The organism is Enterobacter sp. MGH 38, from assembly GCF_000492855.1.
Classification (GTDB): domain Bacteria; phylum Pseudomonadota; class Gammaproteobacteria; order Enterobacterales; family Enterobacteriaceae; genus Enterobacter; species Enterobacter hormaechei_C.
The window spans coordinates 649732-663160 of sequence record NZ_KI535608.1 but is presented as its reverse complement, the minus strand read 5'-3'; the positions used below and the strand labels follow the sequence as shown (position 1 = coordinate 663160).

At 57.2% G+C, this 13429-nt stretch carries 11 protein-coding genes; 7 read left to right on the top strand and 4 right to left on the bottom strand.

From position 1 onward, the window contains the following. Nucleotides 1-5 precede the first annotated feature (5 nt). Nucleotides 6-326 (bottom strand): ATP-dependent Clp protease adapter ClpS, encoded by a 321-nt coding sequence (clpS, locus tag L384_RS08205; protein ID WP_006174393.1) that lies wholly within the window; start codon nt 324-326, stop codon nt 6-8. A gap of 267 nt (nt 327-593) precedes the next feature. Between clpS and cspD the strand changes: the two genes are divergently transcribed. Further along, nucleotides 594-815 carry a cold shock-like protein CspD gene (gene cspD / locus L384_RS08210; protein ID WP_006809408.1) on the top strand — a complete coding sequence of 74 codons (222 nt, stop codon included), beginning with the start codon at nt 594-596 and terminating at the stop codon, nt 813-815. A 70-nt stretch (nt 816-885) separates the two neighbouring features. Here the strand turns inward: cspD and macB are convergent, their stop codons facing one another. Together macB and macA are read right to left on the bottom strand one after the other, a co-directional pair. Then, nucleotides 886-2826 (bottom strand): macrolide ABC transporter ATP-binding protein/permease MacB, encoded by a 1941-nt coding sequence (gene macB, locus L384_RS08215; protein WP_023324397.1) that lies wholly within the window; start codon nt 2824-2826, stop codon nt 886-888. Further along, complete coding sequence (macA, locus tag L384_RS08220; RefSeq protein WP_017384842.1) at nt 2823-3938, bottom strand: macrolide transporter subunit MacA; 1116 nt, start codon at nt 3936-3938, stop codon at nt 2823-2825. Before macA ends, macB begins: the two co-directional genes overlap by 4 nt. 159 nt (nt 3939-4097) lie before the next feature. On the opposite strand from macA, the gene L384_RS08225 reads away from it, so the two are divergent. Then, nucleotides 4098-5054, top strand: a complete 957-nt coding sequence (locus tag L384_RS08225) for a VirK/YbjX family protein (RefSeq protein ID WP_022650714.1) — start codon at nt 4098-4100, stop codon at nt 5052-5054. On the opposite strand, the gene L384_RS08230 is transcribed toward L384_RS08225, so the two are convergent. After that, the gene (locus tag L384_RS08230) at nt 5051-6709 is read right to left on the bottom strand and encodes an ATP-dependent endonuclease (RefSeq protein ID WP_023324396.1); all 1659 of its coding nucleotides are present in this window, start codon (nt 6707-6709) and stop codon (nt 5051-5053) included. The two genes, L384_RS08225 and L384_RS08230, sit on opposite strands and share 4 nt — an antisense overlap. Before the next feature lie 291 nt (nt 6710-7000). On the opposite strand from L384_RS08230, the gene aqpZ reads away from it, so the two are divergent. The 5 genes from aqpZ to poxB all read left to right on the top strand — a co-directional run bounded on the left by aqpZ (nt 7001) and on the right by poxB (nt 13423). Continuing rightward, entirely contained in the window at nt 7001-7696 is a 696-nt protein-coding gene (gene aqpZ, locus L384_RS08235) for an aquaporin Z (RefSeq protein WP_026080729.1), read from the top strand. A gap of 180 nt (nt 7697-7876) precedes the next feature. Continuing rightward, nucleotides 7877-8776 (top strand): LysO family transporter, encoded by a 900-nt coding sequence (locus L384_RS08240; RefSeq protein ID WP_023324395.1) that lies wholly within the window; start codon nt 7877-7879, stop codon nt 8774-8776. A 144-nt stretch (nt 8777-8920) separates the two neighbouring features. Beyond that, nucleotides 8921-10573: a hydroxylamine reductase gene (gene hcp, locus L384_RS08245; RefSeq protein ID WP_017384847.1), complete on the top strand. Its 1653-nt coding sequence runs from the start codon at nt 8921-8923 to the stop codon at nt 10571-10573. A gap of 10 nt (nt 10574-10583) precedes the next feature. After that, on the top strand, nt 10584-11552 hold the full coding sequence (gene hcr, locus L384_RS08250) for an NADH oxidoreductase (RefSeq protein WP_023324394.1): 969 nt from the start codon (nt 10584-10586) through the stop codon (nt 11550-11552). Between the two features lie 152 nt (nt 11553-11704). Beyond that, nucleotides 11705-13423 (top strand): ubiquinone-dependent pyruvate dehydrogenase, encoded by a 1719-nt coding sequence (poxB, locus tag L384_RS08255; protein ID WP_017693711.1) that lies wholly within the window; start codon nt 11705-11707, stop codon nt 13421-13423. Nucleotides 13424-13429: the final 6 nt, after the last annotated feature.

Genomic DNA, 13429 nt, shown 5'->3' with positions numbered 1-13429 from the left:
CCTTATCAGGCCTTTTCCAGCGTACACAGCAACGGATGCTCGTTCTCCCTTGCATAGTCGTTCACCATCGCTACTTTGGTTTCCGCAACTTCGGCAGTAAAGATGCCGCAGATCGCTTTGCCACGATAATGAACGGTAAGCATCAGTTGCGTTGCACGTTCAACATCATAAGAAAAGAACTTTTGTAGCACGTCAATAACAAATTCCATCGGCGTGTAATCATCGTTCATTAACATAACTTTATACATAGATGGCGGTTTTAGCGCGTCGCGCACTTTATCTTCCGCCAGCTGGTCAAAATCCAGCCAATCGTTGGTCTTACCCATTATGCATAACCACTTTGAATCTACCTCAGATGTTAGATAACAATCATCTATTACTGTCATCCGCGATGTCTGTCACAAACTGTTGCAATAGCGTTAACTGCCTCAAATTTTGGTTGATTATTGTCCCAACTCCAGCGCCAAACGCTTGACGGCTTCTTCCGTTTCTCTAAATTGTACAAGCGTGAGTTGGCGAGGTTTTGAACAGCCCCCACTCCACCACCGGTTCATTCCATCTTAATTTATAAGATTTACGAAGGATGTCGAAGCATGGAAATGGGTACTGTTAAGTGGTTCAACAACGCCAAGGGGTTTGGCTTCATTTGCCCCGAAGGCGGCGGCGAGGATATCTTCGCTCACTATTCCACCATTCAGATGGATGGTTACAGGACGCTCAAAGCCGGGCAGTCCGTCCGGTTCGATGTACACCAGGGGCCAAAAGGCAATCACGCCAGTCTTATCGTGCCCGTTGAAGCAGAAACGGTTGCATAGCTCTCTGATTCATTGTGTACACCCCGCAGGCAAAATGCCAGCCCGATCGGCTGGCATTTTTATTTTCGGGCTATTCCCGCGCCAGCGCATCTACCGGATCGAGCCGCGCCGCGTTTCGCGCCGGCAGCCAGCCGAAAAGAATACCGGTGAAGGTGGAACATAAAAACGCCGTCAGGATCGCCATCGGCGAGAAGCCAATTTCCCAGCCCGGTAAGAAGAGCTGGAGCGCGAAGGCGATCATCATCGAAAGCGCAATCCCCATCGCGCCTCCCACCAGACACACCAGCACCGCTTCAATCAAAAACTGCTGGAGCACGTCGCTGGCTCTGGCCCCGACCGCCATGCGGATGCCTATCTCCCGCGTACGTTCGGTCACCGACACCAGCATAATGTTCATCACCCCAATCCCGCCGACGACCAGCGAAATCACCGCCACCAGCGTCAGGAACAGCTGAAGAGTACGTGTGGTCTTTTCCGCCGTTTTCAAGAGGCCGTCCATGTTCCAGGTGAAGAAATCCTTTTTCCCGTGGCGCAGGGTTAACAGCCGCTCGAGCTGCTGTTCCGCCAGCGCGCTGTCGTAGCCCTCCTTCACTCGCACGGTAATGGAGTTAAGCCAGGACTGCCCCATAATGCGCCCGGAAATGGTGCTGTATGGCAGCCAGACGCGCAGAATCTTGCTGCTGCCAAACATGGACTGTTTCTCTTCCGCCACACCAATCACCGTGGCGGGCATGTTACCCACCAGGATCACTTCCCCCACTACACGGGTTTTATTGGGGAAAAGCTGTCTGCGCGAGTTCGCGTCCAGCACCACCACCTGCGCCCTGCCCGCCAGCTGCTCCGCGTTGAAGGTCGCCCCTTCGCTAAAGGTCATGCCGTAGACGTTGAAGTAATCTCCGCTGACGCCGTTAGCACTGGCCGCCACGTCGATGTTGCCGTAGCGCAGACGCAGGTTTTGCGACACGGCAGGCGTGGCGGAGTTCACCCACGGCTGCTTCTGAATAGCCGCCAGATCGTCGTATTTCAGCGCCTGCTGATACTGCGGCTCGTCGTCGCCAAAATCTTTGCCGGGGTAAACGTCGATGGTGTTAGTCCCGATGGCCCGAATATCCGCCAGCACCAGCTGTTTCGCCGCATCGCCCACCACCACAATCGACACCACCGAGGCAATACCGATAATGATGCCGAGCATGGTCAGCAGAGTGCGCATTTTGTTGGCCGCCATCGCCAGCCAGGCCATGTTCAGCGCCTCGCGGAAACCGCTGGAAAACTGGCCCCAGCCGGTGGACGCAGGCAAAGCTTCTTTCGCCGCCGCCGCTCTGGACTGACGCGGCGGCGGGTTGCTGACCAGCTCGCCGTCGTGGATCTCGATAATGCGTTCCGCCTGCGCCGCCACCTGCGGATCGTGGGTGACGATAATCACCGTATGCCCCTGATCGCGCAGTTGATGCAGGATCGCCATCACCTCTTCACCGGAATGGCTGTCGAGCGCACCGGTTGGCTCATCGGCGAGGATCACCTGTCCGCCGTTCATCAGCGCGCGGGCAATACTCACGCGCTGCTGCTGACCGCCGGAAAGCTGCGAAGGCTGATAATCAACACGCTCCGCCAGCCCAAGACGCGTTAACAGCGCCTTCGCGCGTTCAAGGCGTTTTTTGCGCTCGACGCCCGCATACACCGCCGGCACTTCCACATTCTGCGCCGCGCTCAGGTGTGAAAGCAGATGGTAACGCTGAAAGATAAAGCCAAAATGCTCGCGACGCAGCTTCGCCAGCGCGTCGCCGTCCAGGGTGGAAACATCCGTCCCGGCCACGCGATAGGTGCCGCTGGTGGGCTTATCCAGACAGCCAAGAATGTTCATCAGCGTTGATTTACCCGAGCCCGACGCCCCGACAATCGCCACCATTTCACCGGCTTCAACGCGCAGGGAGATGCCCTTCAGCACCTCCACCGGCCCGTCGCCGGACGGATAGCTGCGACGAATGTCATTCAGCTCAAGCAGCGCCGTCATTGCGCGGCTCCGGGCAGGGTTTCGCTGGTGACCACTTCTTCACCCTCTTCCAGCCCTTTTACCACCACCACGTCGGTGTCGTTACGCGCGCCAATCACTACTTCCCGCTCGCGGGTTTCGCCGTTGCGCAGCACTTTCACCTTGTAGCGATTGTCCCCGGCGGATTCGCCCAGCGCGGAGAGCGGAACCGTCAGCACGTTTTTCACGCCGGTCAGCTGGATATGCACCTGGGCGGTCATGTCCAGACGCAGCACGCCCTGCGGGTTTGGCACCTCGAAACGCGCGTAGTAGAAGATGGCGTCGTTGACCTTTTCCGGCGTCGGCAGGATATCTTTCAGCACGCCCTCATAGCGGGTTTGTGGATCGCCCAGCACCGTAAACCAGGCTTTCTGCCCCGGCTTAAGGTGAATGACGTCCGCTTCGGATACCTGGGCTTTCACCAGCATGGTGCTCATATCCGCCAGGGTCAGGATGTTTGGCGCCTGCTGCGCGGCGATGACCGTCTGGCCTTGCAGGGTGGTTATCTGCGTCACTTCCCCGGCCATTGGCGCAACGATTTGCGTGTAATCGAGGTTGGTTTTCGCCGTATCCAGCGAGGCCTGATTCCGTTTGATTTGCGCATCGATGGTGCCAATCTGCGCCTGCTTCACCGCCAGCTCCGTGGCGGCTGTGTCCAGATCCTGTTTCGAGATGGCCTGCGTTTTCGCCAGCGCCTGCTGGCGCGTCAGGGTGACCTGAGCGAGATTACGCTCCGCCTGAGCCTGCGCGCGCTGCGCGCGCAGCTCCATCAGCGTCGCTTCCACTTCGCGGATCTGGTTTTGCGCCTGCTCAGGATCGATCACGCCCAGCAGCTGGCCTTTTTTAACCTTATCGCCAATCTCAACTGACAGGGTTTTAAGCTGACCGCTGACCTGCGCGCCCACGTCAACCTTACGCAGGGCATCCAGTTTCCCCGTCGCCAGCACGTTTTGTTGCAGCTCGCCCGGACGAACAATCAGCGTTTGATACTGTGGTACCGGCGCGTTCAGTACCTTCCATAACCAGAATCCGCCCGCTAACACCACTACCGCCAGCAGCAGAAACAGCTTTCTGCGTTTTCCCTTCAGGTTCATAAATATTCCAAATAGTTGTTCTGGCTATCATCACCGTTGATTTTATCTAAACCACTCCTCAACGAAACCCCCGATCCCCGTAATCGTCGGGAATTGTTTACCCGATGTTGATAAAGCGCCTGCTGAAATAGCGATATTCCACCAGAAGCAGGATCTAACATGTCTTCCATCGTCGATACACCTTATTCAACGCTGCCCCAGCCTAAATCGGGCTGGCAACTGTTTAAAAGCCTGACATCGGGTTCCCTCACGCCGGGGCTGGCGTGGCAAAATCCGGCCTATCGACGTAAGTTTATGTTGCGCTCGCTGGCAACGCCGTTCACCACTGCGCGCCTGCTCGGAAACCTTGCAAAACAGCCCCGTCTGATGCAGATCCTGCGCGTGCAGCCCGGCCTGCCGTGCCGCCTGCACCGGCCGTGGCTGACCGTAAATATGGGTCGTCAGAATACGCTGGACGCATTGAACGATCACTATCAGATGATGAGCCGCCATCTTCCGGCGTCGCTGCTCAACGGCTACCTCTCCAGCCAGGGCATCACGCTGGTGACGTTAACGGGCAAAGAGGAACAGCAGTTTAGCGTTCGCCTGAGCGCGGATGCGTTTCTGGACAAAGAAGGGGAAGCGACCCTCACTTTTTGCGACCACCAGAACACGGTGCTGGCCGAGCTGACCTTTACGCTGTGCAAATACCAGGGCAAGACAACGCTCTTCATCGGCGGAATGCAGGGGGCGAAAGCGCATGTCCCGCACGAGCACATTCAGCTGGCGACCAAAGCCTGTCACGGACTGTTCCCAAAACGTCTGCTGGTTGAAGCGGTCATGACGCTGGCAGGCGCCTTCCCGGTCGAGCAGATCCTCGCGGTGAGTAACGCCACCCACATCTACCGCAGCTGGCGCTATCGCAAGAAAAAAGAGGGAAAATTGCTGGCTGACTATGACAGCTTCTGGCGCTCCCTTGGCGGACAGCAGCAGGATAACGGCAACTTTGCCCTGCCACTGACCATGCCACGCAAACCGATGGAAGAGATTGCGAGTAAAAAACGGTCCGAATACCGCCGCCGCTATACCCTGCTTGATAGCCTGATCCAACAGGTTTCGCAGGCGACTGACCGCTAATCGGCCCTCCCGCGAGCCAGCCAGAGGACGCGGGAGAACATTTTACGCAGCAGCGTGGGCACCGACTCCACGCCTCGCCTGCCGGCTTCCGTCGCGACTTCAATGGCCAAATCCGGTTTTGACGACCGATGGATAGCTTTGGCAATCACCCGACGCATGTTCATGGGTACATCCACCGGGATCATCGCCACGCGGTGAAAGACGTCGTCAAATCCCTGACGGTACATAAAGTGCTCCATGTCCATCGCAGGCAGCGCGGTCAGATGTTCCCGCTCCTCTTCACGATCGTTATTGAGCAGGCTGCGCACGGTCGCCGCATATTTTTTACCCGCCTCATCGCCATCCACCAGCACGTGCCACTCTATCCCCATCCGGCGCGCAAATTTGATCAGCGGTTTTAAGCCAGACTGAGCAAATTCGATCACTTTGATCCCTTCGGCATCAAAGTGGTGCCCGCACTGGCGAGCCAGCTCGTTTATCACCCAGGTTTCCGTTTCCCCTTCCACCAGCAACCAGCAGCGAGCAAACAGGGAAGAGGCACGGTTAAAACGGATATGAAACGCAATCCGTCGGCCATCTTCGGCATTTAACCCGCCGGGCCCGAGCCGGTAGGCGGTGACCCGCGACGATTCACGCACCAGGCGGCAGACATACTCTACCGGCGTCAGAGAGAGCAGCTCTCCGGAATTCGTGGTGGTGACTCGCTGCAACGGCAGCAGATTAAGAAGATGCCACGCCACGGAAAGCATAATCGGGTGGAGCCGCGTTTCCGGATCTTCCACCAGCAGCAGCGGGCGCGCGTCCCGATCCAGGCGCACCGTCCCTTTCGCCTGTAAAAGCGTGGAGAATAAACCCAGCAGGATCACCCGATGCGTACGCCCGCCGGGGCGGTCGATCATGCGGTTGATAATATCGAGATAGCGCCAGCTTCGTTGTTCATCGTGCGAGCGGCGACGCATCAGACGGTGGCGCGCCTGCCCCGTTCCCTGCTCGGAGAAGTAGTGCTCCAGCAGTTGTACCATGGCAGACAGTCCCTGACGGATCTGGCCGTCGGTGAGGTTCTGCGGCCGTGAGACCAGTTCACGGGCGAGGAAATCCAGTTCGCGGGCGGTTACTTCCACCTCGGGCATATTCGGCACGGTGCCGTTACGGATCCGCCGCATAAAACGCGCGTCGCGTAAGCGCAATACGGGGGAGAGGCGGATAAGATGTCGGGCAAGCTCGTCAATATTATCGAGCGGGATCGGATTCCCCTTCTCATCAAGAAATTCACGCAGGGTTAATACCCCGTCGTTTTGCGCCATTTCGCCCTCAAGGCGATAGAAAATACGCTGGAACCCATCTTCACAGGGAACCCAGCAGGCCGACATAGGGCGAAAACGACGCACGCGATGGCGGCCGGGCTCGGATTCGCGGAAGGTCAGAATGATATGCAGGTGTTTCTCGCGCCCGTTGACATCCCCCGGCGGAAACCAGAAGTCATCATGAACGAAGTGGTACAAGTTCTCTTCGGGCGAAAGCAGCAGCGTCAGGGCATCCAGCAGGCTGGATTTACCCCAGGCGTTTTCGCCTATCAGGACGTTGTTCTGTTCCAGTTGCAGCGACAGGCGGTTAATCCCGCGAAACCCGACAATCTCCACACGTTCGAGTAGCATACATCCCCCGCAATTCGGCCACTTTTTCCTTCAAGTTATCAGCAGTATAGCGGCAGGCTGTGGGTCACGACAGCAGAATATACGCCCCCTTAATTATTGGGCTATGCTCTAATTACCTCCGTTCTGAACAAGGATTGACATCACATTGCCTTAAATCAAATTTAGTGAATTTATTTGAGTGGCGAAGGGATGTTGATGGTTTCAAAATACTGGCTCTTTGAGTCGTCATCCCTTTATGGCGATATAACCCGCGCGCAGGAATGGGCGCGGACGTTTATTATTGAGGTGGTTATGTTCAGAAAATTAGCGGCAGAATGCTTTGGCACATTCTGGCTGGTGTTTGGTGGCTGCGGTAGCGCAGTACTGGCAGCCGCATTTCCGGAATTAGGTATTGGTTTTGTCGGCGTCGCGCTGGCATTCGGTTTAACTGTATTAACCATGGCATTCGCCGTGGGGCATATTTCCGGCGGTCATTTCAACCCGGCCGTCACATTAGGTTTATGGGCGGGCGGACGTTTCCCGGCGAAAGATATTATTGGCTATATTATTGCCCAGGTTATTGGCGGTATTATTGCCGCGGCGGTGCTGTACGTAATTGCCAGCGGAAAAGCCGGGTTTGACGCCGCGGCCAGCGGATTTGCGTCGAACGGCTTCGGCGAACACTCGCCAGGCGGCTACTCAATGCTGTCTGCTATCGTGATTGAAATTGTGCTCACCGCAGGTTTCCTGTTGGTGATCCACGGCGCAACGGACAAATACGCGCCTGCGGGCTTTGCCCCCATCGCTATTGGTCTGGCGCTGACGCTGATCCACCTCATCTCCATCCCGGTGACCAACACCTCCGTTAACCCGGCGCGCAGCACCGCGGTGGCTATTTTCCAGGGCGGCTGGGCGCTTGAACAGCTGTGGCTATTCTGGGTGATGCCAATTATCGGCGGTATTCTGGGCGGCGTGCTGTATCGCACCCTGCTGGAAAAACGCGATTAATGGTTTTCCCCCCTCTCCCTGTGGGAGAGGGCCGGGGTGAGGGCATCAGGCCGCACCACCCCAAATAGACAAGCCGGGTAAGGCGTAGCCGCCACCCGGCTTTTTTTGTAGCTTTACCTCACAGCCTTTATTGGGTAGTGTCTCTGGCGCTTAACTGATACTCAAAAGGACCGGCTGTTCATGTTCTCAGGACTCCTCATCATTCTTCTGCCCCTGATTGCGGGCTACCTTATTCCGCTGCGTCATGAATCGGCCTTAAAGCTTATTAATCGTTTTCTCAGCTGGATTGTTTATGTCATTCTGTTCTTTATGGGGATCAGCCTGGCCTTCCTGGATAATCTGGCGACGAACTTGCTTTCCATTCTGCATTATTCTGCGGTTACGGTAGTGGTTATTCTGCTGTGCAATATTGCCGCGCTGTTCTGGCTGGAACGCACTATTCCCTGGAAAAATCACCATCATCAGGAAAAGCTTCCCTCCCGTATTGCGATGGCGCTGGAATCATTAAAGCTGTGCGGCGTGGTGGTACTCGGTTTTTTACTGGGTCTGACCGGTTGGGCATTTTTACAGCACGCAACGGAAGCCAGCGAATATACGCTTATTTTCCTGCTCTTCCTGATTGGTATTCAGCTGCGAAATAATGGCATGACGCTGAAACAGATTGTCCTTAACCGCCGGGGCATGATGGTTGCCGTTATCGTTGTGGCCAGCTCACTGGCGGGGGGAGTGATTAACGCCTTTATTCTCGATCTGCCGCTGAAAACCAGCCTGGCGATGGCGTCCGGTTTCGGCTGGTATTCGCTCTCCGGTATTCTGCTGACCGAATCGTTTGGTCCGGTGATCGGCAGCGCCGCCTTCTTTAACGATCTGGCGCGCGAGCTGTTAGCCATCATGCTGATCCCCGGCCTGGTAAGCCGCAGCCGCTCTACTGCGCTGGGCCTGTGCGGGGCCACCTCAATGGACTTTACCCTGCCGGTGTTACAGCGCTCGGGAGGGCTGGAGATGGTTCCTGCCGCCATCGTACACGGCTTTATTCTGAGCTTGCTGGTACCCATTCTGATGGCGTTCTTCTCAGCCTGATACTGCTTTGGCGGTAGTGAACCTGCCGCCAAAATTGCGCTAAATCAATAACCCTCCACTTAGTATAAGAAAGCACTTTTCTCTGCTGTGGCACAGGCATAACCTTAAACATGTATCTCAAATATAACTTTAACAGGTGTGATTATGTTTTGTGTGCAATGTGAACAAACCATCCGTACCCCAGCAGGCAACGGCTGCTCTTACGCGCAGGGTATGTGCGGCAAAACCGCAGAAACGTCCGATCTCCAGGATCTGCTGATTGCGGCGCTGCAAGGCTTGTCCGCCTGGGCCTTCAAAGCCCGTGAATATGGCATTGTCGATCACTATGTCGACAGCTTTGCGCCGCGCGCATTTTTCTCCACGCTGACCAACGTTAACTTCGATTCTCCACGCATTGTGGGCTATGCCCGCGAAGCGATTGCCCTGCGTGAAGCCCTGAAAGCGCAGTGCCTGAATGCCGACGCCAGCGCCCGCGTGGACAACCCGATGGCGGAGCTACAGCTGGTGAGCGACGACCTGGGCGAGCTACAGCGTCAGGCCGCAGAATTCACCCCAAATAAGGACAAAGCGGCAATTGGCGAGAACATCCTCGGCCTGCGCCTGCTGTGCCTGTACGGTCTGAAAGGTGCTGCGGCCTATATGGAGCACGCGCACGTACTCGGCCAGTACGATAACGCTATTTACGCCCAGTACCACAAAATCATGGCATGGCTGGGCACCTGGCCTTCCGACATGAACGCCCTGCTGGAATGCTCGATGGAAATCGGCCAGATGAACTTCAAAGTGATGAGTATTCTGGATGCCGGTGAAACCAGCACCTACGGCCACCCAACGCCAACGCAGGTCAACGTCAAAGCGACCGAAGGCAAATGCATCCTGATCTCCGGTCATGACCTGAAAGATCTCTACAACCTGCTGAAGCAGACCGAAGGCACTGGCGTTAACGTCTATACCCACGGCGAAATGCTGCCCGCGCACGGCTACCCGGAGCTGCGTAAATTTAAGCATCTGATCGGTAACTACGGCAGCGGCTGGCAGAACCAGCAGGTGGAGTTCGCCCGCTTCCCTGGCCCAATTGTTATGACCTCTAACTGCATCATCGACCCGACCGTCGGCGCGTATGACGACCGTATCTGGACCCGCAGCATCGTCGGCTGGCCGGGCGTGAGCCACCTTGAAGGCGACGATTTCGGTCCGGTTATCGCTCAGGCGCAGCAGATGGCAGGCTTCCCGTACAGCGAAATCCCGCACCTCATCACCGTCGGTTTTGGCCGTGAAACCCTGCTGGGTGCGGCGGATTCCCTGATTGACCTCGTCAGCCGTGAAAAACTGCGTCACATCTTCCTTATCGGCGGCTGTGACGGCGCGCGCGGGGAACGTAACTACTTCACCGATTTCGCCACCCGCGTACCGGAAGACTGCCTGATCCTGACCCTGGCCTGCGGTAAGTACCGTTTCAACAAGCTGGACTTCGGCAACATCGAAGGTCTGCCGCGCCTGGTGGATGCGGGTCAGTGTAACGATGCGTATTCAGCCATCATTCTGGCGGTCACGCTGGCAGAGAAACTGGGCTGCGGCGTGAACGACCTGCCGCTGTCGCTGGTGCTCTCCTGGTTCGAGCAGAAAGCGATCGTTATTCTGTTGACCCTGCTCTCTCTCGGCGTGACCAACATCGTCACCGGGCCGACTGCGCCAGGCTTCCTGACGCCGGACCTGCTGGCCATCCTGAACGAGAAATTTGGTCTGCGTTCCGTGACCAACGTTGAAGATGATATGAAGCAACTGCTGAGCGCGTAAGGAGTAACTCATGACCATGCCAACCTCACAATGTCCGTGGCGGATGCAGGTTCATCACATCCATCAGGAGACGCCGGATGTGTGGACGCTGTCGCTGCTGTGCCATGACTACTACCCGTACCGCCCAGGTCAGTATGCGCTGGTTAGCGTGCGTAATTCGGCGAATACCCTGCGCGCCTACACCCTCTCCTCCACGCCGGGCGTGAGCGAATACATTACGCTCACCGTCCGTCGTATTGATGACGGCGCAGGATCCGAGTGGCTGACCCGGGACGTGAAGCGCGGGGATTACATCTGGCTGTCTGACGCGCAGGGCGAGTTTACCTGTGACGACAAGACGGAAGATAAATTCCTGCTGCTGGCGGCAGGCTGTGGCGTGACGCCGATTATGTCGATGCGTCGCTGGCTGGCGAAATACCGTCCTCAGGCCGACGTGCAGGTGATTTTCAGCGTGCGTTCCCCGGAAGATGTGATTTTTGCCGAAGAATGGCGCAACTACCCGGTGACGCTGGTGGCTGAGCACAACGCGACGCACGGTTTTGTCGCGGGGCGCCTGAGCCGCGAGCTGCTGCAAAGCGTGCCGGATATTGCGAACCGCATCGTGATGACCTGCGGCCCGGCGCCTTATATGGAGATCGTGGAGAAAGAAGTGAAAGCGCTCGGCGTGACCCGCTTCTTCAAAGAGCAGTTCTTCACGCCTGTAGCGGCAGCGGCGACCAGCGGGATGAAGTTCACGAAGCTGCAACCGGCGCAGACTTTCTTTGGCCGCGTGGGCACCACGCTGCTTGAAGCGCTTGAAAGTAACAACGTGCCGGTAGCGGCGGCCTGTCGCGCCGGGGTGTGCGGTTGCTGTAAGACCAAAGTGGTTTCCGGTGAGTACACGGTCACCAGCACCATGACGCTGACCGACGCGGAAATTGCCGAGGGCTATGTGCTGGCATGTTCGTGCCATCCGCAGGGAGACCTGGTGCTGGCATAATCTGGCGCAGTGCCCCCATTTGTTGCCGGGTGGCACTGCGTTTACCCGGCTTACGTTGTGCCTACTGCCTGTGCGTATGGAATACCAGGCAGCCAATACAGTGACTTTCTTCTAAGCTTGTAAGCGATATCACATAAAGGAGAAGGACCACCATGAAACAAACCGTGGCTGCATACATAGCAAAAACCCTTGAGCAGGCTGGCGTAAAGCGTATCTGGGGCGTCACCGGCGACTCTCTGAACGGACTCAGCGATAGCCTTAACAAGATGAAGACCATTGAGTGGATGCCCACCCGCCATGAAGAGGTCGCCGCCTTTGCCGCCGGTGCCGAAGCGCAGCTTACGGGTGAACTCGCCGTATGTGCGGGTTCCTGCGGACCGGGAAACCTGCACCTCATCAACGGTCTGTTCGACTGTCACCGCAACCATGTTCCGGTGCTGGCGATTGCGGCTCACATTCCGTCATCTGAAATCGGTAGCGGCTATTTTCAGGAGACGCATCCGCAGGAGCTGTTCCGTGAATGCAGCCACTATTGCGAGCTGGTCTCATCACCGGAGCAGATCCCACAGGTGCTGGCGATAGCCATGCGTAAGGCGATCCTGAATCGCGGGGTTTCGGTGGTTGTGCTGCCGGGGGACGTGGCGCTGAAGGCCGCACCTGAAACCGCCACCACCCACTGGTACTCTGCGCCACAGCCAACCATTACCCCTGCCGAAGAAGAGCTGAAAAAGCTGGCGCAACTGCTGCGATACTCCAGCAATATCGCCCTGATGTGCGGCAGCGGCTGCGCCGGTGCGCATAAAGAGCTGGTGGAATTTGCCGGCAAGCTCAAGGCGCCAGTGGTGCACGCCCTGCGCGGGAAAGAGCACGTTGAATACGATAATCCGTACGATGTCGGCATGACCGGGCTGATCGGTTTTTCCAGCGGCTTCCACACCATGATGAACGCCGACACGCTGATCCTGCTCGGCACTCAGTTCCCGTACCGCGCGTTCTACCCGACGGATGCCAAAATTATCCAGATCGACATTAATCCCGGCAGCATCGGCGCGCACAGCAAGGTGGATATGGCGCTTATCGGCGATATCAAATCCACCCTCGCCGCCCTGCTGCCGCTACTGGAAGAAAAAACGGACCGCAAATTCCTCGATAAAGCCCTGAGCGACTATCGCGATGCGCGTAAGGGGCTGGACGATCTCGCCAAACCGAGCGAAAAAGCGATCCACCCGCAGTATCTGGCGCAGCAGATCAGCCACTTCGCCGACGACGATGCCATCTTCACCTGCGACGTGGGTACGCCCACCGTCTGGGCAGCACGCTACCTGAAAATGAACGGCAAACGACGCCTGCTTGGGTCGTTCAACCATGGCTCAATGGCCAACGCCATGCCGCAGGCGCTGGGCGCAAAAGCGACGGCACCGGAACGTCAGGTGGTGGCGATGTGTGGCGACGGCGGGTTCAGTATGCTGATGGGGGATTTCCTGTCGGTGGCGCAGATGAAGCTTCCGCTGAAAATCGTGGTCTTTAACAACAGCGTGCTGGGCTTCGTGGCGATGGAGATGAAGGCCGGAGGCTACCTCACGGACGGCACCGAGCTGCACGACACCAACTTCGCCCGCATCGCCGAAGCCTGCGGTATCACCGGTATTCGGGTGGAGAAAGCCTCAGAGGTGGACGACGCCCTGCAACGCGCCTTCGCCATCGACGGCCCGGTGCTGGTGGATGTGGTGGTCGCCAAAGAAGAGCTGGCGATCCCGCCTCAAATCAAGCTGGAACAGGCCAAAGGATTTAGCCTCTACATGCTGCGCGCCATCATCAGCGGGCGCGGTGACGAGGTGATCGAACTGGCAAAAACCAACTGGCTCAGGTAAAACATC

Bases quoted from the DNA above. Each gene is read 5' to 3' on its own strand.
- clpS (WP_006174393.1), bottom strand. From the start codon at position 326: ATGGGTAAGACCAACGATTGGCTGGATTTTGACCAGCTGGCGGAAGAT.
- cspD (WP_006809408.1), top strand. From the start codon at position 594: ATGGAAATGGGTACTGTTAAGTGGTTCAACAACGCCAAGGGGTTTGGC.
- macB (WP_023324397.1), bottom strand. From the start codon at position 2,826: ATGACGGCGCTGCTTGAGCTGAATGACATTCGTCGCAGCTATCCGTCC.
- macA (WP_017384842.1), bottom strand. From the start codon at position 3,938: ATGAACCTGAAGGGAAAACGCAGAAAGCTGTTTCTGCTGCTGGCGGTA.
- L384_RS08225 (WP_022650714.1), top strand. From the start codon at position 4,098: ATGTCTTCCATCGTCGATACACCTTATTCAACGCTGCCCCAGCCTAAA.
- L384_RS08230 (WP_023324396.1), bottom strand. From the start codon at position 6,709: ATGCTACTCGAACGTGTGGAGATTGTCGGGTTTCGCGGGATTAACCGC.
- aqpZ (WP_026080729.1), top strand. From the start codon at position 7,001: ATGTTCAGAAAATTAGCGGCAGAATGCTTTGGCACATTCTGGCTGGTG.
- L384_RS08240 (WP_023324395.1), top strand. From the start codon at position 7,877: ATGTTCTCAGGACTCCTCATCATTCTTCTGCCCCTGATTGCGGGCTAC.
- hcp (WP_017384847.1), top strand. From the start codon at position 8,921: ATGTTTTGTGTGCAATGTGAACAAACCATCCGTACCCCAGCAGGCAAC.
- hcr (WP_023324394.1), top strand. From the start codon at position 10,584: ATGACCATGCCAACCTCACAATGTCCGTGGCGGATGCAGGTTCATCAC.
- poxB (WP_017693711.1), top strand. From the start codon at position 11,705: ATGAAACAAACCGTGGCTGCATACATAGCAAAAACCCTTGAGCAGGCT.